Raw genomic sequence first — 25,773 nt, forward strand, 5'->3', positions numbered from 1 at the left:
AGCCTCGGTTAGCGCAGGTTCACCAGGGTCGACATGACCTGGTCTTGCGTCTTGATGGTCTGGGCGTTGGCCTGGTAGTTGCGCTGCGCGGTCATCATGTTGACCAGCTCGGCCGTGATGTCCACGTTGGATTCCTCGATGGCGCCGGCCCGGGTTTCGCCGAACTTGCCCACACCGGGCTTGCCCAGCACCACGTTGCCGGACTTGAAGGTTTCCAGGTACTCGCCGCCGCCAATCGGCGCCAGACCCTGCAGGTTGCGGAAGTCGCCCAGCGCGATCATGCCGCCGGTCTTGAGGGTCTGGCCGTTGGAGTAGCTGGTGCTGATCACGCCCTTGCTGTCGATGGACAGGCTGGTGAATTCACCGGCTGCGTAGCCGTCCTGGGTGAGGTTGGTCACGCTGAAGGCCGCGCCGAACTGCGAGACGTTGCTCAGGTCCACCGTGATGGGGTCCGGCAGCATGCGCACGCCGCCCACCACAGTGGTTTCGTTAGGGTTGTTGGACGGGATGGTGCTGCCCGGGATGGTGATGCCGAAGCCGCCTGAGCCCAGCGCGGGGCCGGTGACCTTGCCGGTGGAGTCAAAGGTGATGGTGCCCACCGGTGTGGTGCTGGTGAGGTCGGTATAGACGTCCCAAGAGTTGGCCACGCCATCGGTCTTGACGAAGTACATATTGGCCGAGGAGGCCACGCCCTGCGCGTCATAGACGCTGATGGAGGTGCCATAGGTGGCACGCGGTGAGGGCGTGACGCCAGCGGCGGCGGACTGGGTCGCGTCCTTGGCGCGGGCGTCGAGGTTGAATTCGGCGGTGATGGAGGTGCTGGCCTTGGCCGGGATGGGCGTGCCCGTGGGCAGTACCAGCTTTTGCGGCGTGATGCTGGTGGCCACGCCGTTGGTATCGGTGGGGTAGCCCATCAGGAAGGAGCCGGTGTTGGTGATCAGGTTGCCACTCTTGTCGAGCTTGAACTCACCGTCGCGCGAGTAGGCAATGGTGCCGTCGGTCTTGGTGACCTGGAAGAAGCCTCCGCCGTTGATGGCCACATCCAGGCTGTTACCGGTGATGTTGATGTTGCCCTGGGTGAACTGCTGGGCGATGGCGGCTGTTGCCGCGCCAATGCCTGCGGAGTTGCCGCCGCCGGTGCCCAGGGAACCCGCTACCAGTTCCGAGAACTCGTTGCGCGAGGACTTGAAACCCACGGTGCTGGAGTTGGCGATGTTGTTGCCAATCACGTCCAGGCTCTTGCTGGATACATTGAGACCGGAGAGTCCTGTTTGAAAGCTCATGGGGTGGTCCTGTTCTTCGGGTTTACAGAATGGATTTGATGTCGCTGTAGGCGACGGCGCTGCGGCCGGCCAGTTCCACCGTGAGGTTGCCCTCGTTGGAGCCGACGGCGACCACGGTGTCGTAGGCCAGCGGCGTGTTGGCCACGGTCTTGCCGTTCAGGGTGGCGGTGACCTTGAACACTGGCGAGCCTGTGCCCGTGTAGTTGGAGGCATCCCACTGGAAGCCGGCCAGGCCCGCTTCCTGGGCGCCGAGCTCGATCTTGTCGACCTGCTGGCCGCCGGGCGTAAGGATCTGGATGGTGACCTTGTCGGCCTTGGTCTCCAGGTTGACTGCACCGGCAGCCACTTTGTTTTTGATCGTCAGCGTGTTGGACTCCAACATCACGCCCTTGCCCACCATGGCCGAGCCTTGCAGGAACTGCATGGCGTTGAACTGCGTGGCCATGGACTTCATGGTCTCGTTGAGCTGCTGGATCCCCGAGACCGTGTTGATCTGCGCCATCTGACTGGTCATCTGGGCGTTGTCCATGGGGTTCATGGGGTCCTGGTTGTTGAGCTGGGCGACCAGCAGCTTCAGGAAACGGTCGGTCTGCGCCTCGGCACTGGTCAGTGCGGTGGTGCTGGAGGTGTTGGTGGAGGAGGTGTTGTTGACGGCGGCGACCATGGTGCGAGTCCTTCCTGTTATTGACCCATTTGCAGTGTCTTGAGCAGCAGCGTCTTGGCCGTGTTCATGACTTCCACGTTGTTCTGGTACGAGCGCGAGGCGGAGATCATGTTGACCATCTCCTCCACCGGGTTCACGTTCGATTGCATGACGTAGCCGTCGGCGTCGGCCGAGGGGTGAGTCGGGTTGTGTACCCGGCGCAGCGGGTCGTTGTTCTCGCGGATGGAACTGACCTTGACGCCTGCAGATGCATCGGAGCCCATGGGCACAGTTTCGAACACCACCTGGCGCGCCTTGTAGCCCTGGCCATCGGGGCCAGCCACCGCATCCGCGTTGGCCAGGTTGCTGGCCACAACGTTGAGCCGCTGCGACTGGGCGCTGACGGCGCTGCCCGAGACGTTGAAGATGGAAAACATGGACATGGTGTGTCTCCGGTGGCGGCGCAGGCGGTTTACTGCCCTTGGATCGCGCTCAAGATCGTGCGCGAAGAGCCGTTAATGAAACGCAGGGTGGCTTCGTAGCGCACCGAGTTGTCCACAAAGTTGGCACGTTCGCGGTCCATGTCCACGCTGTTGCCATCCATGGCAGGCTGGCTTTGTGTGGTGTAGTCCAGCTTGGCCTCGCCGTTCTGGCCCGCGCCCAGGGTGCTGGGCAGGGGGATATGGCGGGGGTTGGTCGTGCCATCGCTGGCTAGGCCGCGGCTGCTGCTCAGGGCCAGCGTGAGGTTGGAGCCTTCGCCGGTGGCGTCGGCCATGGCCTGCTTGAAATTGAAGTCGCGCCCGCTGTAGCCGGGTGTGTCGGCGTTGGCGATGTTGCTGGCAATGACGCGTTGGCGCTCTGCGCGCAGCACCAGGCCTTTCGCTTGAAAGTCCAGGGCATTGGTCAGATTGGCAAACATGGGTTACCTCGGCTAGGGGCGTCCTGTCCAGACGGGTGGCCGGGACGGGGACGTGCGGCAATTATGGGAAAAGCTTTAATTTTTTAGCTCGTGAATAGCGGGGTGAATGGCCTGCATTTGCCGGGTTTGCGCGCGCGGGTGGCTGCCTATAGTGGTGGCAACTTAGGAGTGCCGCCATGTCCCCGTGTCTGCCATCTGCGCATTTGTTGACCCGCACGTTGCGGCGTGGTCTGGCGCTGGCAACGCTGTTGCTGGCCCCGGCCGTCTGGGCGCAGGAGATGGCCCTCGCCGATCTGCAGGCCATGGCCCAGCGCTGGGTGCGGGACGCCGTGGCGCGAACCAATGCCGACAACCCCGGCTTGCGCATGGAAGCCACGGTGGGTGCGCTGGATGGCCGCTTGCGTCTGGCGGTGTGCGGCAATGTCGAGGCCTATATACCGCCCGGTGCTCGCCTCTGGGGGCGCAGCCGTGTGGGCTTGCGCTGTGCGGACGGTATGGGCCGCTGGAATGTGTCGTTGCCGGTGGTCGTCAAAGCGGTGGGGCCGGCCTGGGTGTTGAAGAGCCAGATCTCGCCCGGGGCCGTGTTGAGCGAGTCGGATGTGATGGCTGCAGAGGTGGATTGGGCGGAAGAGCCCACTGCCATCTTGCAGGACCGCGCCTTGTGGCTGGGCCAGACGACCACCCGCGTGCTGGTGGCGGGGCAGCCCCTGCGCCAGGGCATGGTCCGGCCGGCCCAGGTATTTCAGCCAGGAGCCCAGGTACGGGTTGTGGCCCAAGGGCCGGGGTTCCAGGTTTCCAGCGATGGCCAGGCGCTGTCTGCGGGCGTGGTGGGGCAATCTGCCCGGGTAAAAATGGACAACGGGCGCGTGACTTCTGGCACGGTACTGGATATGCGAACAGTTCGGATCGACCTTTGAATGCCACTTTTTCTGCAAAGAACCCTAAAGTCCGTCATGATTCGGCCGATACAGATGCCACGAGGCCGCGCATGTTGCGGCTTTGGAGAACGCCATGAAAATAGGTCAACCCACCGATATCCCTTCGTCCGTCACGTCCACGGTGTCTGGCGCTGCCCAAAAAGCGGCCCAGAACAGCAGCGCCAGCACGGCAGCCGCCAACAGTGCGGCGGAAGGTACGCGCTCGGCGGGGGTGGCCGTCACCGTGTCCACCCTGGCACGGTCGCTGGAGAAACCCGACCGCAGCGAAGTGGCGGATGTGGACGCCCAGAAAGTGGCTTCCGTGAAGGCGGCCATCGAGGACGGAACCTATGTGGTGAACGCCGAGGCGATCGCCGACCAACTTCTTTCCAACGCGCAGGAAATGCTGAACCGCACCACGCGGTAAACAGAGCCCCTCAGCCGGCCTGCGCACTTTTCACAGTGCGGAGGTACCGGAATGTCTGACAACACGTCTACAGGTTTTGAGGCGCTAGAACAGCAGTTCGGTGCCGTGTCATCCGCCTTGCGCGACGGGGACTCCACCCAGTTGGAGGTGCTGAGCGGCCAGCTTCAGCAGATGACCGTCGATTTTGCGCGTGCCATCCAGGACGCGCCTCCCCAGAATGCCATGTCAGCCACCCAGTTGCGGCGTATCCGCGCTTTGGGCCAGGGCTTCCAGGTTTTGCGCGAAAGTCTGGCCCGGCGCCAGGCCTTGGTCGACCAGGCCCTGCGCGTCGTGGTACCTGCGGTGCAGACCGCGACTTACGGCGCGCCCACGGGTAGCCCTTATGGCGCGGGCCCCAGGGCTTCCGGCAAATTGCATGGTGTGCAGGCCTGAGGCGGGTCTGGTTTTTCCACAAAAAAAGCGGCCATCTGGCCGCTTTTTTGTTCCACCGGAACCCTCAGTGCGATCGCATCTTGGCGCGCAAGCGGGCGATAGACTGGCTGTGCAGCTGGCAGACGCGTGATTCGGTCACATCCAGCACGGCAGCGATTTCCTTGAGGTTCATGTCCTGTTCGTAGTACATGCTCATGATGTACTGCTCGCGTTCCGGCAGCGACTTGATGGCGGCCACCAGGGACTGGCGCAGCCGTATGTCGCGCAGCAGGCTCATCGGGTCCGCATCATTGTCGGCCACATGGCGATCGAGGAAGGTGTCGTCGTCCTCGTTGCGGCCAGTCATGTCTTCCAGGTAGACCAACTGAGTGCCACGCACCTTGCCCAACAGCGTCTGGTAGTCCGCCAGGCTCATGCCCAGTTCAGCGGCGATCTCGGATTCCACGGGGCTCCGGCCCAGCTTGTGCTCCAGCTTGCGCAGGGCGCTTTCAATTTCCTTCTGGCTTTTGCGCGATCCGCGCGACATCCAGTCGTTCTCGCGCAGCTCGTCGAGCATGGCGCCACGGATACGCTGGGTGGCAAACGTCTCGAACTGCACACCCTGTGACGCTTCGTATCGCGTCAACGCGTCAGAGAGGCCGATGAGGCCCACCTGAATCAGGTCGTCCACCTCCACGCTGGCGGGAAGCTTGGCCATCATGTGATGGGCCAGCCGGCGCACCAGGGGCTGGTATTGCTTGATCAGGGCCGTACGGTCCAGCTGACCTTTGGCGGAGTACATCAATGGGCCCCCGCGGGATAGTGGTTGCGAATCTGCGGGGCGTAGGGGCGGGCTGTGCTGATCCAACCACCCTGCAGTGCCAGGGCGTTTTCCAAGAGGCCCAGTACCAGCCGTTCAATGTCCGCCGAGGGGCGGTCCTCATTGCTGGAGGCCGCGATATTCAGTGCATTCACTTCGTAGTTCAAAAAATACTTTGCGCAATCATTCAGGCTGGTCGGCGTGCGCTGCGGCGCTGCCGAAATTCCTGTCTGCGCATTGTCCACCACATTCACGATGGTAGGCGCGAGTAGGCCTTTGAGCAACAGGCGCTTGAGCGCCAAATAGCTGGTCAGCAGTGAGGTTCCGGCTGCTGAAACGGCCAACACCGGACGAACCTGGCTGCCGTGCAGCAGTTGGGCCAGGATTTGCGCGGTGCTGTAGAGCACTACCACTTGGTCTTGCGCAAAGAGGCGCCCAGTACTCGCCAGCGCATTCAGCCCGGCCCCATTGCCGGCCGACAGCGTTTGCAGCCCAAGGCGTGCCGGTAACACCGACCAGCTTGGGCTATCGCTTTCGGTTACAGGCGGGATCTGGTTGTCGTACAGCTGGGCCAAGCCCGGGTTGTCGGGGGCCTCCTGTACGGTGCCATCGAGCACCGTAACGGAATGTCCCAGGCGTGTCAGCGCGGTACACATTTGCAGCAACAGGGGCAGCTCCACCGCATCGTCGCCGTGGCTGACCATGGCGATCAGTTGTGGCGAGGGCCTGATGGCCAGATCCAGCAAGCCCGTCGCCTGATGGTGGGAATGGTCAAGCACCCATGCGCCCCTGTGCGTTGCTGGTTTTGGCCGGAGGGCTGAAGAAAAAGCCCAGGTCGTCTACCTTGGGGTCATAGGCCGACATGCCAGAGGTCCGCATGGACTGTCGTACCAACTGGGACGCGACAGCGGGTTCCCAATCTTCGGGCACGCGCTGGCCGTTGGTCACACCACGCAGCACCAGCTGGTGGCGGATAACGGCGTCAATGGCAGGGCCGAGTTTCACTGCTTCGTCGGTCTTGGACAGGATGGCCTGTTGCGGCGTGGGCGTCTTGAAGCAGCTCACCGCCTCGTCCAGCGTATCGCCGTGGCCACCTGCATTGAGGACCAACAGGCGCTTGATGCGGGGCAGATCCAGCAGTTCCAGCAGCTCGCGTTTGCGCGGATCGCGCGGGGCTATGCCGGTGGTATCGATCAGCACCATCTTCTTGTTGGCCAGCAGGCCCAGGAGATCCTGCAGCGCGGCCTTGTCGTGGGCCAGGTGGGCCACCACACCCAGCATCTTGCCGTAGGCGCGCAGCTGTTCGTGCGCGCCGACACGGTAGGTGTCCAGGGTGATGAGTCCCACACTGCTGGGGCCATGGGTGCGTGCGCACAGGCCGGCGAGCTTGGCGGTTGTAGTGGTTTTGCCCACGCCGGTGGCGCCGATCAGGGCGAAGACACCGCCCTCTTCGTGCAGTGCGGGGGTACTAGCGTCGGTGCGAAGATTCCGTTCGAGCACGTCCATGACCCAGCGTACCGATTCAGCCGCGTCGATGTCTTCGGGCAGGCGCTCCAGAATGGTCCGCGACAGCGTGGGCGAGTAGCCCGCGCGGATCATCTTCAGCATCAGGTTGGACTGGATGGGGTTTTGCCGCGCCTGGCCCAGCCAGTTGAGCGTGTTGAAGCGGTCTTCAATGAGCTCCTTCATCGCGTGCAGCTCATCCATCATGTTCTGCGGAATGACACCGGTCGGCGCCGCTGCGGGCTTGCGCACGGTCGTGATACGCGGGGGCGGGGTCTCCATGTCCATGGGGATGCGCTGCAGCATTGGCTGGGGCGCAGCCGCCTTCGGTGGGCTGGGCAGGGTGGGTTGGGGGGCGCTTTGCCCGCCGTCCTGGCGGCGTCGGGCCATGCGTTCACGCACATAGTCCTGAAAGGAGAGGGTGCTCATGGCGAGCTGGTCGGCATCGTCCTCGACCTTGCTGGCGGCCGGCTGGTAGCTGGGGGCGTTCAGGCGTGGGGAGGCGGGGCGTGCACCTCCGGCCTGTTGGTCCAGTGCGGCCAGTGTGTCTTCGGCCGTGGCCATGACTTCAACGCCATGCTCGGTGGGACGGTTGGAGAGGATCAGCGTGCCTTCGCCAAAGGCGGCACGCGCCTTGGCCAGAGCTTCCCGGGAGGTGGCGGCGGTAAAGCGTTGGATGTTCATGGTGTTGCACCTCTCAGGATCGGGCCAATTCGGATAGTGTGGGTTTCAGGTATTTCGCTGTGGGCCAGGACTTGCAGGCGGGGCGCCACGCGACGCACCAAACGGGAAATGGCACCGCGAATCTGGTCAGGCACCAGCAGGCAGGCAGGCACACCAATCTCCTCCTGCTTGAGCGCGGTTTCTGCGGCCGTGCGCGTGAGCATGTCGGCTACGCCGGGGTCCAGCGCCGGGCCGGAGGCACCGCCCAGGGCTTGCACCAGCAGGCGTTCCAGACCGGGGTCGATGGCAATGACGTTGAGTTCCCGGGTCGGGCCGTAGATCTGTTGCACGATGGCCGGCGACAGGGCCACGCGCACGCGGCGCGCCAGTTCCATCGGGTCGGAGGTGCTGGCGGCGTGTTCGGCAATCGATTCGATGATGGTGCGGATGTCGCGAATATGGACAGACTCTTCGAGCAGGAGTTGCAGCACCTTCTGGAAGACCGCGACCGAGACCATCTTGGGCACGACTTCTTCGATCAGTTTGGGGGCCAGCTTTGCCACGTGTTCCACGAGTTGTTGTGTTTCTGTCCTGCTCAGCAGCTTGGCGGCCTGGACTTGCATCAAGTGTGACAAATGGGTGGCCATGACGGTCTCGGAATCAACCACCGTAAACCCGGCCATTTGCGCTGCTTCCTTTTGCTTGTCGTCGATCCAGTGGGCAGGCAGGCCAAAGGCCGGGTCGGTGGTGGCTGCGCCGATCAGTGGTGTGGTGATGCCGCCGGGGTTGATGGCCAGGAACATGCCGGGGAAAGCCTCGCCTTCGCCCACGATGACACCGCGCAATGTGATGCGGTAGGCGCTGGGCTTGAGTTCGAGGTTGTCGCGCACATGCACGGCGGGTGGCAAGAATCCCACCTCTTGTGCGAACTTGCGGCGCACGCCCTTGATGCGGTTGAGCAGGTCGCCCTGGCGGGTTTTGTCGACCAGGGCGATGAGGCGGTAACCCAGCTCCAGGCCCAACTGGTCCACGGGTTGCAGATCGTCCCAGGAGGCTTCGCCATCACCAGCCGGTGCTGCAGCCTGGGGGGCAGGCTCCGCAGGGGGCGGGCGGTGGGCCAGTGTCCATGCGGCGTAGCCCAGAATGGCTGACAGACTCAGAAACACCAGGTGCGGCATGTTGGGGATGACGCCCAGGATGAAGAGGATGGCGGCGGTCACGCCCAGCACCTGGGGCGAGACAAACATCTGGCCCACGATCTGCTTGCCGATGTCCTTGTCCTTGCCCACGCGCGAGACCACCATGGCGGCTGCCACCGAGATCAACAGACCCGGGATCTGGGCGACCAGCGCGTCACCGACGGCCAGCAGGATGTAGGAGTTGGCGGCCTGGCTGGCGCTCAGGTCGTGCTGCAGGATGCCGATGGCAAAGCCGCCGAAGATGTTGATGAGCAGGATCAGGATGCCGGCGATGGCATCGCCCCGCACGAATTTGGAGGCACCGTCCATGGAGCCGAAGAATTCAGCCTCGTCGCCGATTTCGGCGCGGCGGCGTTTGGCTTCTTTCTCGTCAATAAGGCCTGCATTCAGGTCCGCGTCCACCGCCATCTGCTTGCCGGGCATGGCGTCCAGGGTGAAGCGGGCCGACACTTCGGCGATACGTTCCGAACCCTTGGTGACCACCACGAAGTTGATGACCACCAGGATGGCGAACACGATCAGACCCACGGCAAAGTTGCCACCGATCAGGAAGTGGCCAAAGGCCTCGATCACGGCACCTGCAGCGCCGGGGCCGGTATGGCCTTCCAGCAGCACCACGCGGGTGGAGGCCACGTTGAGCGAGAGCCGCATCAGGGTGGTCAGCAGCAGTACCGAGGGGAAGGCCGCGAAATCCAGCGGGCGGATCATGTAAGCCGCCACCATCATGACCATCAGCGCCACAGCTATGTTGATGGTGAAGAAAGCGTCCAGTAGCAGCGGTGGAAGGGGCAGCACCATCATGGCCAGGATGGCCACAACCAGCATGGGCGCAGCCGCGCCCTGGAATGCGCGGGTGTTGCTGGTCAGCCAGCTTTGGATGGAGCGGAATTGGGCGTTCATGGCGTGGCCGCCTTCAGGGTTTTGGAGTACGGATCGAGTTCAGGGGGCACATAGGGCTGGGGCACTTCCTGCGGCATGGCGCCTTCGCCGCGCAGCGCTGCGCGCACGCGGTACACATAGGCCAGCACCTGGGCGACGGCGGTGTAAAGCGTGGAGGGGATGTTCTGATCCAGCTCCGCATTGGCGTACAAGGCGCGCGCCAACATGGGGGACTGCAACACGGGCACAGAATGCTGTTTGGCAATGTCGCGGATCTTCATGGCCAGCAGGTCTGCGCCCTTGGAAACCACGCGGGGTGCGACCATGGTCTTTTCGTCGTAGCGCACGGCCACGGCAAAGTGGGTCGGGTTCATGACCACAAAGTCCGCCTTGGGCACCGCGTTGACGCTGCTTTTCTGGGCCAACTCCCGCTGCTTCTGGCGGATCTTGCTCTTGAGTTGCGGGTTGCCGTCCGACTCCTTGTTTTCTTCCTTGACCTCCTGGTACGACATCTTCATCTGGTCTTTGTGAAGAAAGATCTGCAGGGGCACGTCCACCATGGCAACGAGGAAGATCACCAGCAACAGCAGGCCAATGCCACCGGTGATCCATTGCGTCAGGGTGATGATGGCGGCTGAAGAGGGTTGGCGTATCAGGGCCGCCATGGTTTGCAAGCCGGAACTCAGAAACCACGCCGCAATGGCGAACAGCACGCCGGTCAGGAGCAGCATCTTGAGCGTGTCCAGCAGCCGTTTTTTGGTGAACATGTTGGCCAGCCCGGACAGGGGGTTGAGTCGGCTGAAATCCGGCATCAGGGGCTTGAGGCTGTTGACCCATCCGCCGGTAGCAATCGTGGCGAGGATCGCGGAGGTCATCACGATGGCGGCGAAGGCGACACAGCCGGCCAGACCCACAGTGGAGGCGTCGCCCAGACGTTGCAGCATGGTGCCGGGGCGCATGACAGTGGCCGCATCAAAGGACAGCTGCTGGCCAAGGGTCTCTTTGAGATGGTCAAACAGGACGGGGGCAAGCACCAGAACGGCGACAGCGCCCGACCCCAGCACGGCAAGGTGCGTGAGGTCTTGCGAGCGACTGACCTGGCCGTCTTCGCGCGCTTTCCGGAGCTTGCGTTCTGAGGCCGGTAAGTTGCGGTCTTGGCTGCCTTGGTCCATGGTGAAGAAGCTCTTGAGTTCTCACCATTGTCGCAACCGACCCCTCAAACTAAAGTGCAAAAAGCGGGGTGTTCCCCCGCTTTATCAAAGAGGCTAGCTCTCTGTCAGAAACCCAGGCTGGCCAGCAGGTCGTCGACTTGGGATTGGTCAGTGACGACTTCCTGAAAAGCCTGACCTTCGACCACAGGGCCGGCCAGTGCGGGCGTGTACTCCGGGGCCGCAGCGGCCGCCGCTGCCTTGGCCTCGGCCGGGGCTGTCTGCAGCAGCAAGAGCACGAGCTGCTCTTCGATGGTGGCAGCCAGATTGACCACCTTGGCGATCACCTGGCCGGTCAGGTCATGGAAGTCCTGCGCCATCATGATTTCGGTCAGGTGCTCGTCCACCTTCTTGCTGGACTGCTCCACATCGGTGATGAAGTTCATCACATGGCCCTTGGCCACAGCGGCTACCGGGTCCTTGACGATGAGGGCGCCGATGCGGCGGGTTTCTTCGGCAATGTGGTCGTGCTCGGCCTTGGCCTGGTCGACACGGTTCAGCACCTTTTCGGCGGCCTGACCAGTCAGGCGCGCAATATAAGAGAGGCGGCTCTTGGCGTCTGGCAGCTCGCCTGCCCAGTCTTTCACTTTGTCAGCCAGTCCCAATCCGTTCAGGGAGTCGTGCAGCTGACGCGTCAGGGCGCCCAGTTGCTGGTGAACTTCGCCCGTGGACAGCGTCGAAGGAAGGTTTTCCGCGGCCGACATGGTTACTTCAATCCCATCTTGGTCAGGATGTGGTTGACCTTGTCTTCCAATGTCGCCTTGGTGAAGGGCTTGACGATGTAGCCGGCAGCGCCTTGCTGGGCGGCGAGCACGATGTCTTCCTTGCGGGCTTCGGCTGTCACCATCAGGACAGGCAGGTGCTTGAGCTTGTCATCTTTCTTGATTTCCGCCAGCAACTGGAAGCCGTTCATATTGGGCATGTTGATGTCGCTGACCACGAAATCAAACGTGCTGTTGCGCAGCTTCTGCAGGGCGATCAGACCGTCCTCGGCCTCATCGGCATCGGCGTACCCGCTTTCTTTCAGCAAGTTGCGCACGATCCGCCGCATCGTGGAAAAGTCATCAACAATGAGGAAGCGCAGTTCTTTGGACATAGATAAGCCTTTGCCAGCCGATTTTCGAATTTCTTTAGTATGACTGAATTTTCGCAGAGTTACGGCGGGGATTTTGCCTCTGCCGCCGCTGCGGAGCCAGTGTTTTCCGCTTCACTTTCCAACGGCACTGCGCGCACGCCCAGCAGCCGTTCTTCGGCCTCCTTGGTCATGACCAGGATGCTGATGCGCCGGTTGCTGGGGTCCAGGGGATTGTCCGGGTCCAGTGGCACGCTGGATGCCATGCCCACCACACGGGCCAGTTTGTCCTCGGGCATGCCCGCAGCGATGAGTTCGCGTCGTGAGGCATTGGCCCGGTCGGCCGAAAGCTCCCAGTTGCTGTAGCCGCGCGCTGCGTTGCCATAGGCCTGGCGGTCGGTGTGGCCGTCGAGGCTGATCTTGTTGTCAACCTCGGCCAGGGTGAGGCCGATTTCGCGCAGGATGTCGCGCATATAGGGTTTGACCGAGGCGCTGCCGCTGTCGAACATGGGGCGGCGCTGGTCGTCCACGATCTGGATTTGCAGGCCGTCGGGGGTGATCTCCAGCTTGATTTGCGAGCTGAACTCGGCCATCTTGGGGTTGTTGGAGATCGCGGTGGCGATCTTGGCGGCCAGTGTGGCCATGGCCTTTGCGTCCTTTTTAGCGCGCTCGATCTTGGCCTGTTCTCCCGACATCTTTTTGGCTGACTTCTCTTCGCCATCGCCACGCCGGGATTGGCCAGCCTGCTGGGTCAGGTCATTGCCGCCGCCACTGATCACGCTGTTACTGGCGCCCGCCCCCGGGCCGCCCTGCATGGCAACTTTGAGCGGGGACTGGAAGTAGTCGGAGATACCTTTCTTGTCGCCCTCGGTGGTGCTGCCCAGCAGCCACATGAGCAAAAAGAAGGCCATCATGGCGGTCACGAAGTCGGCGTAGGCAATCTTCCAGGCACCGCCGTGCGCAGCGTGGCCGCCTTTCTTGACCCGCTTGATGATGATCGGCTGGAGTTTCTTGGCGTCTCCGGCCATGCTCAGGAGGCCTTATTTCTTCTTGACATGGGCCTCCAGCTCGGAGAAGGAGGGGCGTTCCGTGGAGTAGAGCACCTTGCGGCCGAATTCAATGGCGGTGGACGGGTTGTAGCCCTGCATGCTCGCCAGCAGGGTGGTCTTGATGCATTGGAATTCCTTGCTGCCTTCTTCGACCTTCTGCTCCAGCAGGCCGGCTAGGGGCTCGGCAAAGGCGTAGGCCAGCAGAATCCCGAGGAAGGTTCCCACCAGGGCGGAGCCGATCATGCCACCCAGCACGGCCGGGGGCTGGCCCACCGATCCCATGGTGTTCACCACGCCCAGCACGGCGGCCACGATCCCGAAAGCAGGCAGACCACCGGCAATGCGCTGGATGGCGGCCACGGCGGCATGCTCTTCGTGGTGGTGGGTTTCGATCTCGCTGTCCATCAGCGATTCGATCTCGTGGGCGTTGAGGTTGCCAGAGACCATCATGCGCAGGTAGTCGGTGATGAACTCCACCACGTGGTGGTCAGAGCCGACCGTGGCGTATTTCTTGAAGATTTCGGACTGCTCGGGCTCTTCGACGTCCTTTTCGATGGCCATCAAGCCTTCCTTGCGGGCCTTTTGCAGGATGTCGAACATCAGGGCCAGCAGCTCCATGTACCGGTCTTTGGTGTACTTGCTGCCCTTGAAGCAGGCACCCAGACCGGCCATGGTCTTCTTGATGACCTTCATCTGGTTGTTGGCCACAAAGGCACCAATGGTGGCGCCGCCGATGGTGATCAACTCGAAGGGGAGTGCGTGCAACACCACGGAGATGTTGCCTCCGTGGGCGATGAACACCCCGAAGACACAGCCCAGACAGATAAGCCAGCCGACGATTACAAACATAGCTTCATTGTGACAGGGAAGCCGGAGGCTTCAATAGTGGAACAGCCACGTTTTCAGGGGCTTTCCCTATCTTATCGTCAGTCGATGCTGTCAGCTTGAGTTTATTGCCAAATATGGCAATAGCCCCCGTGGAATGTGCGCAAGCAGCTATCAAATCAATAGCTAGTGCAGCAGGATGCCGCCAGCGGCACTGCCCTTGCCGGCGCGGGCAGGGGGGCTGCACAGTCCGCATTCGAAGTGGCGGGAGGTCTCGTAGGCCTCCGAAACAAAGTGGCCGCCGCACTTGGAGCACTTGGTCATGGACAGCATGTTGTTGTCAATGAACTTGACCAGACGCCAAGCGCGCGTGATGGAGAGCAGGGGTTCGACGCCGCAGGCCGCGATCTGCTCTGTATAGAGGCGGTAGGCCGCCATGATGGCGTCGATGTCCTCCATGGCGCTGACCTTGGTCAGGTATTCATAGGTGTTCTGGAACAGCGAGGCGTGGATATTGGGCTGCCAGGTCAGGAACCACTCGGTGGAAAAGGGCAACTGGCCCTTGCTGGGGGAGCGGCCGGCCACTTCCTTATAGAGGCGCAGCAGGCGCTCGTAAGAGAGATTGGTCTCGCTTTCCAGCACCTGGAGGCGTGCGCCCAGCTGGATCAGGGAAACGGCGCGCTCCACTTGCTTGGAGTCGTGCAGAACGCTTTTGGTGGCCATGGCGTGCTCCTGCGGGTGGGGGTTAGACGGCTTCGGCGAAACGGCCGGCCATGAGGATGCTGGCGTGCAGCTTGGTCGTGGCGTCGTTGTCCACCTTGGTGGCCGAGTGGTTGGTGAGCAGGTTCCAGACGATGTCGTCATCGACGCGGAAGCGGCACAGCAGCATGTTGCCGGAGGCAATGCGCAGGATCTGAGCGGGCGACAGGGCACCAATCATGTTGGCCGCTTCCTCTGACATGCCCAAGCGGAAGAGGGCTTCCGCCTTGTCCTTGCGGATCAAGGTCTGGGCAAGCATGAGGTAGGTCATATTGGCTTCGCGGATCTGGGCCAGCAGCTGTTCGTCGTTCATCATCGGCTCCTGTGAAGGGCGGCAATTCGTCTGAATCACCATGGAGCGAATTCTGGTTGCCGGGGCGTGAAACTTGAATCGGAAAACGGCTAATCCGCGTGCCGGAAACGCGGAAGCAGCCTGTAGGTCAAATTCCTACAAGCCATCAATGGGATGTGCTGTGGCGAAGGCCGCCTGTGACAGGGCGACACCATGAGGCGGCACCTGCTAACCGCTGTATCGGCCAGACCACCGCGAACTTGAGAACAATGTTTCGGAGGCGTACGACGCCACCCACCGCCGCGTCGGGCGATGCGCCAAGGCGCTGAGCCTGGAGCTCAGCCCTTGAGCAGTTGCAGTACCGATTGGGGCAGCTGGTTGGCCTGGGCCACCATCGCAGTGCCGGCCTGTTGCAGGATCTGCGTACGCGTGAGGTTGGCGGTTTCCAGCGCGAAGTCCGCATCCTGGATACGTGAGCGCGAGGCGCTCAGGTTTTCCGAGGTGGTTTGCAGGCTGCTGATGCTGGTCTCGAAACGGGATTGCAGGGCACCGAACTTGGCACGCTGGGCCGAAATGACCGACAGCGAGGAATCTACGGTGGATAGCGTACGGGTCGCTGCTTCCACGGTGGACACGTCCATGGTGGAGGCCGGCTGCAGTTCGCTGGCTGAGTTGGTGGTGGTGAAGTAGCTCGCGCCATTACCTGAGCTTTCGCCGTTGGCATTGCTCACGCTGAAGCTGCCGTTGGAATCCAGCGTGAGGGAGCCCACGATATAGGCGCTACCACCGCCGGCCGCCACAGCGACTGCCGTTCCGGGTGTTGTTACCCCGGCAACCGGGCCTATAGCCTTGTTGACGATATCAAAGGTGCTGGTGGCCGACGGAGACGCGTTGTTGATCTGGATGTCAGCGCCTGCGTCATTGGTTAGCGTGATGCCGTTGCCGGCTCTGTTGATTTTGGCGGTGACGCCGGTTTGGGATGAGTTGTCGTTGAATGCGGTGATTGCGGCGGCCAGGCCGTCATTGGTGTTGAGGGCGGCACCTACGTTGAACGCGACGGTGACTGGGGTAGCCGCCGGGTTGTTGGACACTATGTTCAGGGAATAGCTGCCTGCAACGAAGTTGCCGAGGTCAATTTCGGTGCGTGCCGTGGCGGTGACACCAGTGATGCCGGCCTGGGCATTGATGGCTGCAGCCACCGTCTTGGCGCTGTCGCCTATGCCGACGGAGACGCTGGCGGCGCCGGTGGAGCCGTTGATCACGAGCGTATCGGCGGTAGTGACCGGGCTGGTGGCGCCGGTCACGCCAGTGGTCGGGTTCGTGCCCGCGCTGGTCGTGCCCAGCACCAGGTCACCTGGTCCGCCCGTGGTGCTTGCCACCGAAGCGCCCATACGGTTGTTGCCGTACTTGGTGGTCGTGAAGTTGGCCGTGGTGGCGATGATGGTCTGGTTGGCGTTGGCACCGACCTGGAAGGTGGCCGAGGTGAAGGAGCCATCCAGAATGTTCTGGCCGTTGAACTGCGTGGTCTGGGCGATGCGGTTGAGTTCGGCGGTCAGCTGGTTCACTTCGGCGTTCAGGGCGGCGCGGTCCGAAGAAGAGTTGGTGGCGTTGGCCGATTGCACTGCCAGCTCGCGGATACGCTGCAAGATGCTGGACGCGCTACCCAGTGCGCCTTCCGCCACCTGGGCCAGCGAGATGCCGTCGTTGGCATTGCGTGCCGCCTGGTTGACGCCGCGGATCTGCGCGGTGAAGCGCTCACTGATGGCCAAACCGGCAGCATCGTCCTTGGCGCTGTTGATGCGCAAACCCGAAGACAGGCGCGCCATGGAAGTGCCCATCGCCGACTGCGAATTCGCGAGGTTACGCTGCGCAGTCAGCGACTGGACGTTGGTGTTGATGGTTGAGGCCATTGCGGAACTCCTAAAAAGTGAATCAGCGTCGCCGCCGATTGCATAGCCTGCTAGCCCGCAGACAATCAGTAACGATGGGTGAATTCTGGAGAAGCCCTCTGCGCGCATATGTCTGATAAGCACGGCAAAAGTCCGCCTAATTTCTTGGTGCAGATGAATCTTGATAGGGGTAAACCCTATGTTTTTTGAATTGACGGGAAAACACCCTGCTGATCTCGAAAGCGCTGAAAAAACAGCGTGTTAGAGGCGCTTTGCACCGAAGCCCCTAAAGTTTTTCGAAAGACTCCCGAAAACAGTTGCAACGGGCCTTAGCGGGCCTGTTGTCCGGAAGGCGCCACTGTGGCGCACCGGTCATGGCGGTCTGTAGCAATGCAGGCGTTGAGATCGGCATCTCGCCGGATTTACAGGTTCTTAACAGGAGTTTTGAAATGGCACAAACCATCAACACCAACATCAATTCGTTGACTGCGCAGCGGAACTTGACGACGAGTCAGTCCTCGTTGAGTACTTCGATTTCCCGCTTGTCTTCGGGCTTGCGCATCAACAGCGCCAAGGACGATGCGGCTGGTCTGGCCATCAGCGAGCGCTTCACCTCGCAGATCCGCGGTCTGAACCAAGCTTCGCGCAACGCCAACGACGGCATCTCGCTGGCGCAAACCGGTGAAGGCGCCTTGGGCTCCTCCAGTGCAATCCTGCAACGTGTGCGTGAACTGGCCGTGCAATCGGCCAACGCGACCAACAGTGCCAGCGACCGCAAGGCGATCAACGCTGAAGCGAACCAACTGCTGGCCGAACTGGATCGCATTGCGACCACCACCCAGTTCAACGGCACCAACCTGCTCGACGGCTCGTCCTCGACTTCTGTGTTCCAGGTCGGCGCGAATGCCAATCAGACCATCACCACGACCACCAGCAACTTCCGCACTAACAACTACGGCGTGCAGCTGCTGGACTCCACATCTGTGGCTGCTGGCGCAACGGCAACTTCCCTGGCTGGCGTCTTTGTGATCAACGGTGTGAAGACTGCTTCTGTCACGCTGAGTGCTACCGACACTGCCAAGACGGCCGCCGCCGCGATCAATGGCCAGACCGAAACCACTGGTGTGGCTGCAACGGCACGCAATAATGCTGAACTGAAGTTCACTACAAACACCGGCACTGTGCTGCTGGCTGTCAAGGGCGCGAACACCACGGCCACGACCGTGTCCTTCACCGCCGCCACCAACGATGCCGATGGTTTGGCGAATGCAGTGAACGCCTTTAACGATGTGTCGGCCAGCACCGGTATCACCGCGTCCTTGAATTCCGCCAAGGACGGCATCATCCTGACCAGCAGTGCCGGTGACAACATCGACCTCACCAACAACTCCGCCACGGCTGCGTTTACGTTGGCAGCCGAAGACAACACTACGACCGCGCTGGACTACGGTGCGACGGTCGCGGCGGCGGCGGCGGGTGGTACCGCGGTTGCGCAAGGGTCTGTGCAGTTGACCTCCGAAAAGAGCTACTCCATCGGCGCCTCCGCATCTGCACAATTCGCCGCCAACGGAGCTTCCACGCTCAACGCCGTTAGTTCCATCGACCTGTCCACTGTTACAGGTGCAACCTTGGCTCTGAAGATTGCCGACGCGGCTTTGGCCTCGGTGAACTCCCAGCGTGCAGCCTTCGGTGCTATCCAGTCGCGTTTCGAGACCACGGTGTCCAACCTGGCGGTGACTGCGGAAAACGCTACAGCATCCCGCTCACGCATCCAGGACGCCGACTTTGCGGTGGAAACTGCCAACCTGTCCCGCGCCCAGATCCTGCAACAGGCCGGTACGGCGATGGTGGCCCAAGCCAACCAGCTGCCCCAAGGCGTGCTGGCTCTGCTGCGTTAATCGGTATAGGCGGCGACAAGCGGTCTCAAGTCGCCGCCGCAACGTCCGATATAGAGGGCGGTACGAGAGAAATCTCGTGCCGCCCTTTGTTTTTTGGCGGAAAACCGGGGCTTTTCGGGGCTTATTCGCGGCGCTATGGTGCGACACTGATGAGTCTCAGACTGAACAGGAGGCTGAAATGGCTACCATTTCGTCATTAGGGGTGGGTACCAACGGGGCGCTGGATTCGGAAGCCATCGTGACCAAGCTGGTCGAGCTGGAAAAGGCGCCGCTGACCGCCTTGAAGACCCAGGCTACCCTGGATCAGGCCAAGATTACATCTTTCGGCCAAATTCAGTCCCAGTTTTCTGCACTTGCCGATGTGGCTGCACGCATTGCTTCGACCTCCGTTTGGTCATCGCGTGTCGCCACATCGTCCAATACAGCCGCAGCCACCATCACTGCCACTGCATCGACAACGGCGACCTCTTTCACGCTGGATGTCGATGCTTTGGCCAAAGAGCAGTCCAATTCGTCGGCTTCGGTCGCTATCGGCTCTCTGGTGGGCGCCGGTACTTTGACCTTCAGAACCGGTACCTGGTCTGACTCTGGTGGCTCGACGTTTGCCACGAACAGCAGTAGTTCAGATGTTGCGATTACGGTCACGGCCTCTGATACCGTGACCACTTTGGCTGCCAAAATCAATGCCTCGTCTGCAGGCGTTGTCGCGACGGTATTCAAGGATGGGACCGGCGAACGTCTTTTGCTGCGGTCCAAGTCCACGGGGGCGGACGCCGGGTTTCGTATCCAGGCGACTGACGCAGATGGCGTCAACACCGACAACAGTGGCCTCTCGCGCTTTGCCTATGACCCCGAAACCGGCGCCTTCGGCATGGCCAGCGCGGGGATCCCGGTGCAAAACAGCCAGGACGCCAAGGTGCGCATCAACGGTCTGGCGGTGACCTCCAAGACCAATACGCTGACGGACAACATCCCGGGGGTGACCATTACCTTGGCGGCGACGACGACAACTGGCTACGGTACGGTGAGCGAAGTGCGCTCGCCTGCGACCATGGCGATCCGCGAGGACGTGACGCCGGCTGTGAAGAATGTGCAGGACTTTGTCACGGCCTACAACGCGCTGGCAGCCTCGCTGGCCGATATGACCAAATACGATGCCGCGACCAAGACACCGTCCATTTTCCAGGGCGACTCGGCTGTGGTGGGGCTGCAGAACATTCTGCGCAATATGGTGAGCTCCATTAGCTCGGGTTCGGCTTACCAGCGCCTTTCAGATGTCGGCATCGAGCGCCAGCTGGACGGGTCGCTCAGCCTCAACACCACCAAACTCAGTACGGCCGCTAACAATGGCACCGAGCTGCAGAAGCTGTTCACCAACACCAATACCGGCAACGCCCAGACCGATGGCTTCGCCGTGAAGTTCAAGACCCTGGCTCAGGGCGTGCTGGCCTCAGGCGGCTCGGTGACCAACAAGGCCAAGGCGCTGCAAAAGGACCTGGACCGCAATGCCACAGAACAAGAGCGCGTGAATGATCGCGCGGCTGCGGTTGAGGTTCGTCTGCGCAAGCAGTACACGGCGCTGGACACCAAGATGGCCAGCCTGACGGCGCTGAGCACGTATGTGAGTCAGCAGATCACGACTTGGAACAAGTCCACCAGCTAATAGGTAAACGCGCATGATCCGGCCGGTACTTTCCTGCTTGATGGCCGCTGTGCTGCTGGCCGGCTGCTCGGCACCGCCCGTGCAGCAGGTGGCGCTGAATCAGCCCATGGGTGCGCCCATGGATGCCAAGACGCGCATCATCCAATTCCGCAAAGCGACTGACCTGTTGCCCAAAAGTGACCCCATTGGCAAGACGCGTTTTGGCGCCCTGTGCATTCCGGGCAAGGCGCTGGCCTGGCGCGATGGCCGTGTCAGTCTCACCGACGACGAGCTGGCCGAGAGCTTCCGCAAGGAAGTAGAAAAAGCCAAATTCGCTGTGCTGGCCGAGCCGGGCCCCATGCTGGAGGCGCCGGTCAATAGCAAGACCGAGTACGTGGTCTCGGCGCAGCTGCTCAAGCTCAATGTGGACGCCTGTTCACCCTGGTCGGATTTTGGCAACTGGCGCGACGCCAAGGGCGGCGCCTATGTCAAGGTGCAATGGCAGGTCTACAACGTGGCCCAGCGCAAGGCCATGTTCGAGGCAGTGAGCGAGGGCTCTTTCCAGACCGACGAATCGGTCGAGGGCGGGCTCAATGAGTTGATTCGCAACGCCTTTGGCGCGGCTACCCAGAACCTGCTGGCCGACACCTCCTTCTACCGCGCCATCCACGGCGAGCCCAAGGCCAAGCCCCAAGCAGTGGGACCCATGACGGTAGACGCTGTGCGTACCATTGAGCAGAACAAGACCGAGCCGGCCAGCACCGAGCCCAAGACGGCAGTGTTCACCGTGATTGCAGGCGCAAACCGTGGCACCGGCTTTGTGGTCAGCACCGATGGCTATCTCATCACCAACGAGCGCACGGTACGCGATACCCAATTGGTCAAGCTCAAATCGGCCTCGGGGCGCGAGTCGCTGGGCTTTGTGGTGCGGCGCGATCCGCAGAATGATTTGGCCCTGGTCAAGCTGACCGAGCGCAGCACGGCTTCGCTGGCCATGCGCCCCGCCCCTGTTGTAGTGGCTGGTGAAGAGGTTTATGTGCTGGATCCCTCGGTGGCCCGTCCGCCGGATGTGGGCATGCGCCGAGGCGTGATTGGCCCGGCCAAGGAGCTGGCTGGCGCAGGCGTGGTGCGCACGACGGTGCCGTTGACGCCTCTGGACGCGGGAGCCCCCTTCTTTGACAAGACCGGCAAGGTGGTGGGTGTGGCGGTCTGGCCGGCCGCCGAAGGTGGGGCGCAGTCGGTGGCGGGAGGCTTTGTGCCGATTGCCGTGGCCATGGAGCGCTTGGCCCTGAGTTTGAAATAGAGCCAGGTTTTGGCTTTAATGGGGGCTTGATTTCGATTCGAATGCCCTTTAGTCGGCGCCGGGTGTGCCGATATAGGTTGCAAGAAGAGAAGGAATTGCAGCATGTTTACATCCGTCAGCGCCCGTTCCGCATCCGCCTACAAGCGTGCGAGTGTGGATGCCAGCGTGGAGATGGCCTCTCCGCACCAACTGGTAACGCTGTTGTTTGAAGCGCTGCAGCGCTCCTTGGGCGCCGCCGCCTTGGCCATGGAAGCTGGTGATATTCCCGGCAAATGCAAACACATTGACTCCGCCATCCGCATCCTCGAGGAAGGCCTCATCGCCCCTCTGGATATGGATCGCGGCGGTGAGATTGCACGCAATCTGCACAATCTCTACGAATACTGCGTGAGCCGTCTGGTGTTCGCCAATGCCAAGAACGACCCGGCACTGCTGCAGGAAGTCAAGCGCCTCATCGAGCCCGTGGTGAGCGGCTGGAAGCAGATTGACAGTCAAGGCCCCGCGTATTTAAAAGCGGTCTGAGTTGCAAGGGGTTTTCCATGCCGAACGCGCTGATTGAGTGTTACCGCGCTATCGAAGCCAGTAGTCTGCAGATGCTGGAAGCCGCCCGCTCCCAGGATTGGGACACTGTGGTTCACTATGAAGGCGTCTGCGCCGTGCTCATCGAGCAGTTGCGCAACCAGGCGCGCCAGGTGGAACTTGATGCCAGCGACAAGGCTGAGAAGTCCCGCATCATGCTGCGCATCCTTGGCAATGACGCCTTGGTGCGCGATCTCACCGAACCCTGGTTGGCCCATTGCGAGGCCCATCTGGGCTCTCAGGGCCGGGTGCTGCACTAATCTAGAGATCAGCGACCAATTGCTGGAGCGACTGCTCCAGATTCCTGACAAAGCGCGGCGTGTCAAACAACACGCCGTTTTTCTTTTCCTCGGCCAGATGGCGGCGCAGGCGGACCAGCTCGGCGGGCTGCTGGGCCAGTGCCACGGCTTTTTCCTCGTAGTCCGCCAGCGTATAGGTGATGAGCTCGGGCAGACGGGCCGCCGTTAGCAGGGCGCCGGCCATGCGCGAGGCGAAGGAGCGGCCGGTGTAGGTCAGCAGGGGCAGCTCCATCCACAGCGCGTCGTTGGCGGTGGTGCCGGCGTTGAAGGGGAAGGTGTCCAGGAACAGGTCGGCCACCGCATAGCGTGCCAGGTAGTCTGGCGGCAGCACGCGCGGGGCAAAAAACAGGCGCGAGGCATCCACGCCATGCGCTTGGGCATGTTCGCGCAGATGGGCTTCTGCCCAAGGGTTATCGGCCAGCAGCCAGAGTACGCTTCCGGGCGTGCGCTGCAGGATGCGCATCCAGGTGCCAAAAACCTCGGGCGTGTACTTGTAGGTGTTGTTCAGCGAGCAGAACACAAACGCGTCCTCGGGCAGTCCACAGGCGGTACGCGTGGGCCGGGCGCCGACGGCCCGCTGGCGGTCGCTGACCTGGTACACATCGGGCATGTACAACGGTTTCTCCGAATAATAAGGCGCGTAGTCTTCGGGGATCAGGAAGCGGTCGGCGATCACATAGTCGATGGAGGGCAGGCCTGTGGTGGCCGGCAGGCCCAGGTAGGTGATCTGGATGGGGGCGGGCCGGTAGGCCAGTAGGTTGGCGCGCGCGCCTGCGGTCTGGCCTTGTAGGTCGACCAGGATGTCGATTTCGTGCGCGCGTATGAGCTGGGCGGCCTCCTCATCGCCCATCTTGTCGATGCGGTGGAACTGGTCCATGCTCTTGATCACGCGGCGGCGCAGGTCCGAGCCGTCTTCCGGGCTCCAGCAATAACCATAGACCTCAAAGGCGTTGCGGTCGTGCAGCTCGAACAGCTCGGCGGTCAGCATGGAGACTGGGTGCAACGAGAAGTCCGACGAAACATAGGCAATGCGCAGCTTGGCGTGGCCATATGCCTTGGTCGGCGACAGGCGTGGCACGTTGGAGATCACCTTCTTTTCGACAAAACGGCGCGCAGCCTCGAGCTGCTGGGCAGGTTCGTCGGAGACATTGATCATGGCCAGCGCTGAAGTCGCTAGGCGCATGGCCTCGGGGCTGACGCCGGGCAGCGGTGTGTAGACCGGCCACAGGCACTGCTTTTGCCGTAGGTGCACCCAGTGGTGAAGGGCGTCCTCCTGCTCGGGGTTGAGCGCCAGGCTCCTGGTCAGCCACTCCGAGGCTTCCTGCATCTGCTTCTTGCTCTCCAATACCCGCCCCAGGTGGTTGCAGGCCATGACCACCAGTGCCCGGTTCTCGGGCGCCTCGGCCGGAATGTTGTTGGCCACCCAGCGCCACTCGGTCAAGGCTTTGTCGATCTGGCCCATGCGCTCGAACAGTGAGCCCAGGTTGAGGCGGGGCTGGGGGAAGGTGGGGAACAGCTCGATGGACTTGCGATAGGCTGCTTCGGAGTTGCCGAAGTCATTGAGATTGGACAGCGTCACGCCCAGGTTGAAGTAGGCCGCATAGGCATAGGGCGAGTTGCTGCGGCTGGTCCAAGTCTGGTAGAGCACGGCCGACAGCGGGGCGAGCTTGCGGGCCTCGAGCTGGCCGGCGCAGTCCAGCAGCTGGGCGAACTCCAACTGCCCGTTCCAGGCACGCATGATGACGTCTAGGTAGTTTTCCTCAAAAGATGCCACTGTGCTGGGACTTTCACTGGGTTAGGAAGAGGGAGGCTGCCATTACAACAAGCCCGGCTGCGCGGCAAACCCGCAAAACCGGGGGAAAAGGGCGACATTTGTGGTCTTGCCGCCCGTTCGGCCCACGTAGTATCCATGCGTGCTTGGTTTTCCCGGATCTATGTACAGAGCCTATTTTCTTGCTGCATTGTCACTGCTGCTGACTGCCTGCTCGCAAACCGAGCTGCAGCGCCCGGCCGCGCCCATACCGGCCAAATGGGCCATGGCGGGTGAGCCCAGCAGCTTTGATGCCACCCCCGCGCACTGGCGCTCCTTTTTCACCGATCCGCGCCTGCGCACCCTGCTGGAGACGGCGTTGGAGAACAACCGCGACCTGCGCATTGCCGCTGGCCGCGTGCAAGAGGCACGCGCCCAGTACGGCGTGGCACGCGCCGACAAGGTGCCCACTGTCAGCCTGGGCCCGGCCACCGGAACCGCCATCACTACCGGTTACAGCGCGCCTCTGCTGAGCGCTTTCTATGAGTTGGACTTCTGGGGTCGCGTGAGCGGCATGAATGAGGCGGCCCGCTTCAGCTACCTGGCTACGGAGGAGGCGCGGCGCGCGGTGCAGCTCACGCTGATTGCCGATGTGGCCAACGCCTATTACGAAATCCTGCAGCTCGACGAACTCATCGGCCTGCTGCGCGCGGCCGTGGACCTGCGCGAGCACAGCCTGGAGCTGGTCGGGCGTGGGCGCGACATCGGTGCCACCAACGACAACGAATTCCTGCAGATGAGCGTGGCGCTGGAGTCCAGCCGCAGTGGCCTGGCCGTGCTGCGCCATCAGCGCGTGGTAGCCGGCAACCGGCTGGACTTTCTGGTTGGCAAAACCGGCGTGGCCGTGCCCGAGGGCAAAGCGCTGGAAGAGCCCAGCTTTGACCGCCTGCTCAAGCCCGGCGTGCCCAGCGAGGTGCTGCTGCTGCGCCCCGATGTCATGGCCAGCGAGCAGCGCCTGCGTGCGGCCCATGCCAATATCGGTGTGGCGCGCGCGGCTTTCTTCCCCAAGATTCTCATCACTGCCGGCTTTGGCACGGCAGCTGGCGGGCTCAACAGCCTTTTCGCGCCCGACACCAGTACATTGGCGCCCCTGGTTTCTCTGCCTGCCTTGTGGGATGGTGGCCGCACTTCGGGAGGCGTGGCGGTGGCCGAGGCGCGCGAGACCATTGCCGTTGCCGAGTACGAGCGCACCATCCAACAGGCCTTCCGCGAGGTGGCCGACCAGCTCTCCTTGCGCGATTCGATTGCCAGGCAGCTGCGCGCCGCGCTGGCCAACAAGACCGCGCAGGAACGGCGCCTGCAGATTGCCCAAGGCCGCTACGACGGTGGCGTCACTGCCTACCGCGAGGTCATCGACAGCCAGCAGGACCTTCTGAGCGCCCAGCAGTCCCTGATCAGCCTGCGCCGCTCCCAGTTGGAGGCGGAGGTGCAGCTCTATAAAGCCCTGGGGGGCGGAGACCAGCGTGTCCAGTAATCTGAAGCCC

26 protein-coding genes are annotated in these 25,773 nt (G+C 62.2%); 9 read left to right on the forward strand and 17 right to left on the reverse strand.

Annotated features, from left to right (window positions below):
* Positions 1 to 8: 8 nt before the first annotated feature.
* From flgE to flgB, 4 genes are read right to left on the reverse strand one after another with little or no spacing between them, the layout of a single operon-like run.
* Entirely contained in the window at positions 9 to 1,283 is a 1,275-nt protein-coding gene (gene flgE, locus AC1RNN_RS15655) for a flagellar hook protein FlgE (protein ID WP_493090243.1), read from the reverse strand.
* Between the two features lie 22 nt (positions 1,284 to 1,305).
* The gene (locus AC1RNN_RS15660) at positions 1,306 to 1,947 is read right to left on the reverse strand and encodes a flagellar hook assembly protein FlgD (RefSeq protein ID WP_493090241.1); all 642 of its coding nucleotides are present in this window, start codon (positions 1,945 to 1,947) and stop codon (positions 1,306 to 1,308) included.
* A 17-nt stretch (positions 1,948 to 1,964) separates the two neighbouring features.
* Positions 1,965 to 2,369, reverse strand: coding sequence for a flagellar basal body rod protein FlgC (gene flgC, locus AC1RNN_RS15665; protein ID WP_493090239.1), 405 nt, complete (start codon positions 2,367 to 2,369; stop codon positions 1,965 to 1,967).
* Between the two features lie 29 nt (positions 2,370 to 2,398).
* On the reverse strand, positions 2,399 to 2,845 hold the full coding sequence (flgB, locus tag AC1RNN_RS15670; protein ID WP_493090237.1) for a flagellar basal body rod protein FlgB: 447 nt from the start codon (positions 2,843 to 2,845) through the stop codon (positions 2,399 to 2,401).
* Between the two features lie 176 nt (positions 2,846 to 3,021).
* Here flgB and flgA point away from each other — a divergent pair, with 176 nt between their 5' ends.
* The 3 genes from flgA to AC1RNN_RS15685 all read left to right on the forward strand — a co-directional run bounded on the left by flgA (position 3,022) and on the right by AC1RNN_RS15685 (position 4,621).
* On the forward strand, positions 3,022 to 3,762 hold the full coding sequence (gene flgA / locus AC1RNN_RS15675) for a flagellar basal body P-ring formation chaperone FlgA (RefSeq protein WP_493090235.1): 741 nt from the start codon (positions 3,022 to 3,024) through the stop codon (positions 3,760 to 3,762).
* A gap of 94 nt (positions 3,763 to 3,856) precedes the next feature.
* A complete protein-coding gene (gene flgM / locus AC1RNN_RS15680) occupies positions 3,857 to 4,189 on the forward strand; it encodes a flagellar biosynthesis anti-sigma factor FlgM (protein WP_493090233.1) in 333 nt (110 codons plus the stop codon).
* 51 nt (positions 4,190 to 4,240) lie between these two features.
* Positions 4,241 to 4,621 carry a hypothetical protein gene (locus AC1RNN_RS15685; RefSeq protein ID WP_493090231.1) on the forward strand — a complete coding sequence of 127 codons (381 nt, stop codon included), beginning with the start codon at positions 4,241 to 4,243 and terminating at the stop codon, positions 4,619 to 4,621.
* Positions 4,622 to 4,685: 64 nt separating this feature from the next.
* On the opposite strand, the gene AC1RNN_RS15690 is transcribed toward AC1RNN_RS15685, so the two are convergent.
* The 12 genes from AC1RNN_RS15690 to AC1RNN_RS15745 form a co-directional block, all read right to left on the reverse strand.
* The gene (locus AC1RNN_RS15690) at positions 4,686 to 5,402 is read right to left on the reverse strand and encodes an RNA polymerase sigma factor FliA (RefSeq protein ID WP_493090230.1); all 717 of its coding nucleotides are present in this window, start codon (positions 5,400 to 5,402) and stop codon (positions 4,686 to 4,688) included.
* Positions 5,402 to 6,199: a hypothetical protein gene (locus tag AC1RNN_RS15695; RefSeq protein WP_493090228.1), complete on the reverse strand. Its 798-nt coding sequence runs from the start codon at positions 6,197 to 6,199 to the stop codon at positions 5,402 to 5,404. The genes AC1RNN_RS15690 and AC1RNN_RS15695 overlap by 1 nt, the downstream gene beginning before the upstream one ends.
* Complete coding sequence (gene flhF, locus AC1RNN_RS15700) at positions 6,192 to 7,607, reverse strand: flagellar biosynthesis GTPase FlhF (protein WP_493090226.1); 1,416 nt, start codon at positions 7,605 to 7,607, stop codon at positions 6,192 to 6,194. The genes AC1RNN_RS15695 and flhF overlap by 8 nt, the downstream gene beginning before the upstream one ends.
* Complete coding sequence (gene flhA, locus AC1RNN_RS15705; RefSeq protein WP_493090225.1) at positions 7,604 to 9,685, reverse strand: flagellar biosynthesis protein FlhA; 2,082 nt, start codon at positions 9,683 to 9,685, stop codon at positions 7,604 to 7,606. Before flhA ends, flhF begins: the two co-directional genes overlap by 4 nt.
* Complete coding sequence (locus tag AC1RNN_RS15710; RefSeq protein WP_493090223.1) at positions 9,682 to 10,836, reverse strand: EscU/YscU/HrcU family type III secretion system export apparatus switch protein; 1,155 nt, start codon at positions 10,834 to 10,836, stop codon at positions 9,682 to 9,684. Before AC1RNN_RS15710 ends, flhA begins: the two co-directional genes overlap by 4 nt.
* 104 nt (positions 10,837 to 10,940) lie before the next feature.
* Positions 10,941 to 11,576, reverse strand: coding sequence for a protein phosphatase CheZ (locus tag AC1RNN_RS15715; protein WP_493090221.1), 636 nt, complete (start codon positions 11,574 to 11,576; stop codon positions 10,941 to 10,943).
* A 2-nt stretch (positions 11,577 to 11,578) separates the two neighbouring features.
* Positions 11,579 to 11,968, reverse strand: a complete 390-nt coding sequence (cheY, locus tag AC1RNN_RS15720; RefSeq protein ID WP_493090219.1) for a chemotaxis response regulator CheY — start codon at positions 11,966 to 11,968, stop codon at positions 11,579 to 11,581.
* 59 nt (positions 11,969 to 12,027) lie between these two features.
* Positions 12,028 to 12,972 (reverse strand): flagellar motor protein MotB, encoded by a 945-nt coding sequence (gene motB, locus AC1RNN_RS15725; RefSeq protein ID WP_493090217.1) that lies wholly within the window; start codon positions 12,970 to 12,972, stop codon positions 12,028 to 12,030.
* Between the two features lie 12 nt (positions 12,973 to 12,984).
* On the reverse strand, positions 12,985 to 13,842 hold the full coding sequence (gene motA, locus AC1RNN_RS15730; protein ID WP_294769455.1) for a flagellar motor stator protein MotA: 858 nt from the start codon (positions 13,840 to 13,842) through the stop codon (positions 12,985 to 12,987).
* A gap of 162 nt (positions 13,843 to 14,004) precedes the next feature.
* Complete coding sequence (gene flhC, locus AC1RNN_RS15735) at positions 14,005 to 14,541, reverse strand: flagellar transcriptional regulator FlhC (RefSeq protein WP_493090215.1); 537 nt, start codon at positions 14,539 to 14,541, stop codon at positions 14,005 to 14,007.
* A gap of 22 nt (positions 14,542 to 14,563) precedes the next feature.
* Positions 14,564 to 14,890, reverse strand: coding sequence for a flagellar transcriptional regulator FlhD (flhD, locus tag AC1RNN_RS15740; RefSeq protein WP_493090213.1), 327 nt, complete (start codon positions 14,888 to 14,890; stop codon positions 14,564 to 14,566).
* A 317-nt stretch (positions 14,891 to 15,207) separates the two neighbouring features.
* Positions 15,208 to 16,779: a flagellin N-terminal helical domain-containing protein gene (locus tag AC1RNN_RS15745; RefSeq protein WP_493090211.1), complete on the reverse strand. Its 1,572-nt coding sequence runs from the start codon at positions 16,777 to 16,779 to the stop codon at positions 15,208 to 15,210.
* Positions 16,780 to 17,207: 428 nt separating this feature from the next.
* On the opposite strand from AC1RNN_RS15745, the gene AC1RNN_RS15750 reads away from it, so the two are divergent.
* The 5 genes from AC1RNN_RS15750 to AC1RNN_RS15770 all read left to right on the forward strand — a co-directional run bounded on the left by AC1RNN_RS15750 (position 17,208) and on the right by AC1RNN_RS15770 (position 22,440).
* Positions 17,208 to 18,656: a flagellin N-terminal helical domain-containing protein gene (locus tag AC1RNN_RS15750; protein WP_493090209.1), complete on the forward strand. Its 1,449-nt coding sequence runs from the start codon at positions 17,208 to 17,210 to the stop codon at positions 18,654 to 18,656.
* Positions 18,657 to 18,834: 178 nt separating this feature from the next.
* Positions 18,835 to 20,319 (forward strand): flagellar filament capping protein FliD, encoded by a 1,485-nt coding sequence (fliD, locus tag AC1RNN_RS15755; protein WP_493090207.1) that lies wholly within the window; start codon positions 18,835 to 18,837, stop codon positions 20,317 to 20,319.
* A gap of 40 nt (positions 20,320 to 20,359) precedes the next feature.
* Entirely contained in the window at positions 20,360 to 21,601 is a 1,242-nt protein-coding gene (locus AC1RNN_RS15760) for a S1 family peptidase (protein ID WP_493137460.1), read from the forward strand.
* 102 nt (positions 21,602 to 21,703) lie between these two features.
* A complete protein-coding gene (fliS, locus tag AC1RNN_RS15765) occupies positions 21,704 to 22,123 on the forward strand; it encodes a flagellar export chaperone FliS (RefSeq protein ID WP_493090203.1) in 420 nt (139 codons plus the stop codon).
* Positions 22,124 to 22,140: 17 nt separating this feature from the next.
* Complete coding sequence (locus AC1RNN_RS15770) at positions 22,141 to 22,440, forward strand: flagellar protein FliT (RefSeq protein ID WP_493090202.1); 300 nt, start codon at positions 22,141 to 22,143, stop codon at positions 22,438 to 22,440.
* A 1-nt stretch (position 22,441) separates the two neighbouring features.
* On the opposite strand, the gene AC1RNN_RS15775 is transcribed toward AC1RNN_RS15770, so the two are convergent.
* Positions 22,442 to 24,217 (reverse strand): O-linked N-acetylglucosamine transferase, SPINDLY family protein, encoded by a 1,776-nt coding sequence (locus AC1RNN_RS15775; RefSeq protein ID WP_493090200.1) that lies wholly within the window; start codon positions 24,215 to 24,217, stop codon positions 22,442 to 22,444.
* Positions 24,218 to 24,440: 223 nt separating this feature from the next.
* Here AC1RNN_RS15775 and AC1RNN_RS15780 point away from each other — a divergent pair, with 223 nt between their 5' ends.
* On the forward strand, positions 24,441 to 25,763 hold the full coding sequence (locus AC1RNN_RS15780; RefSeq protein ID WP_493090198.1) for an efflux transporter outer membrane subunit: 1,323 nt from the start codon (positions 24,441 to 24,443) through the stop codon (positions 25,761 to 25,763).
* Positions 25,764 to 25,773 lie beyond the last annotated feature (10 nt).

The organism is Rhodoferax sp. GW822-FHT02D07, assembly GCF_058802405.1.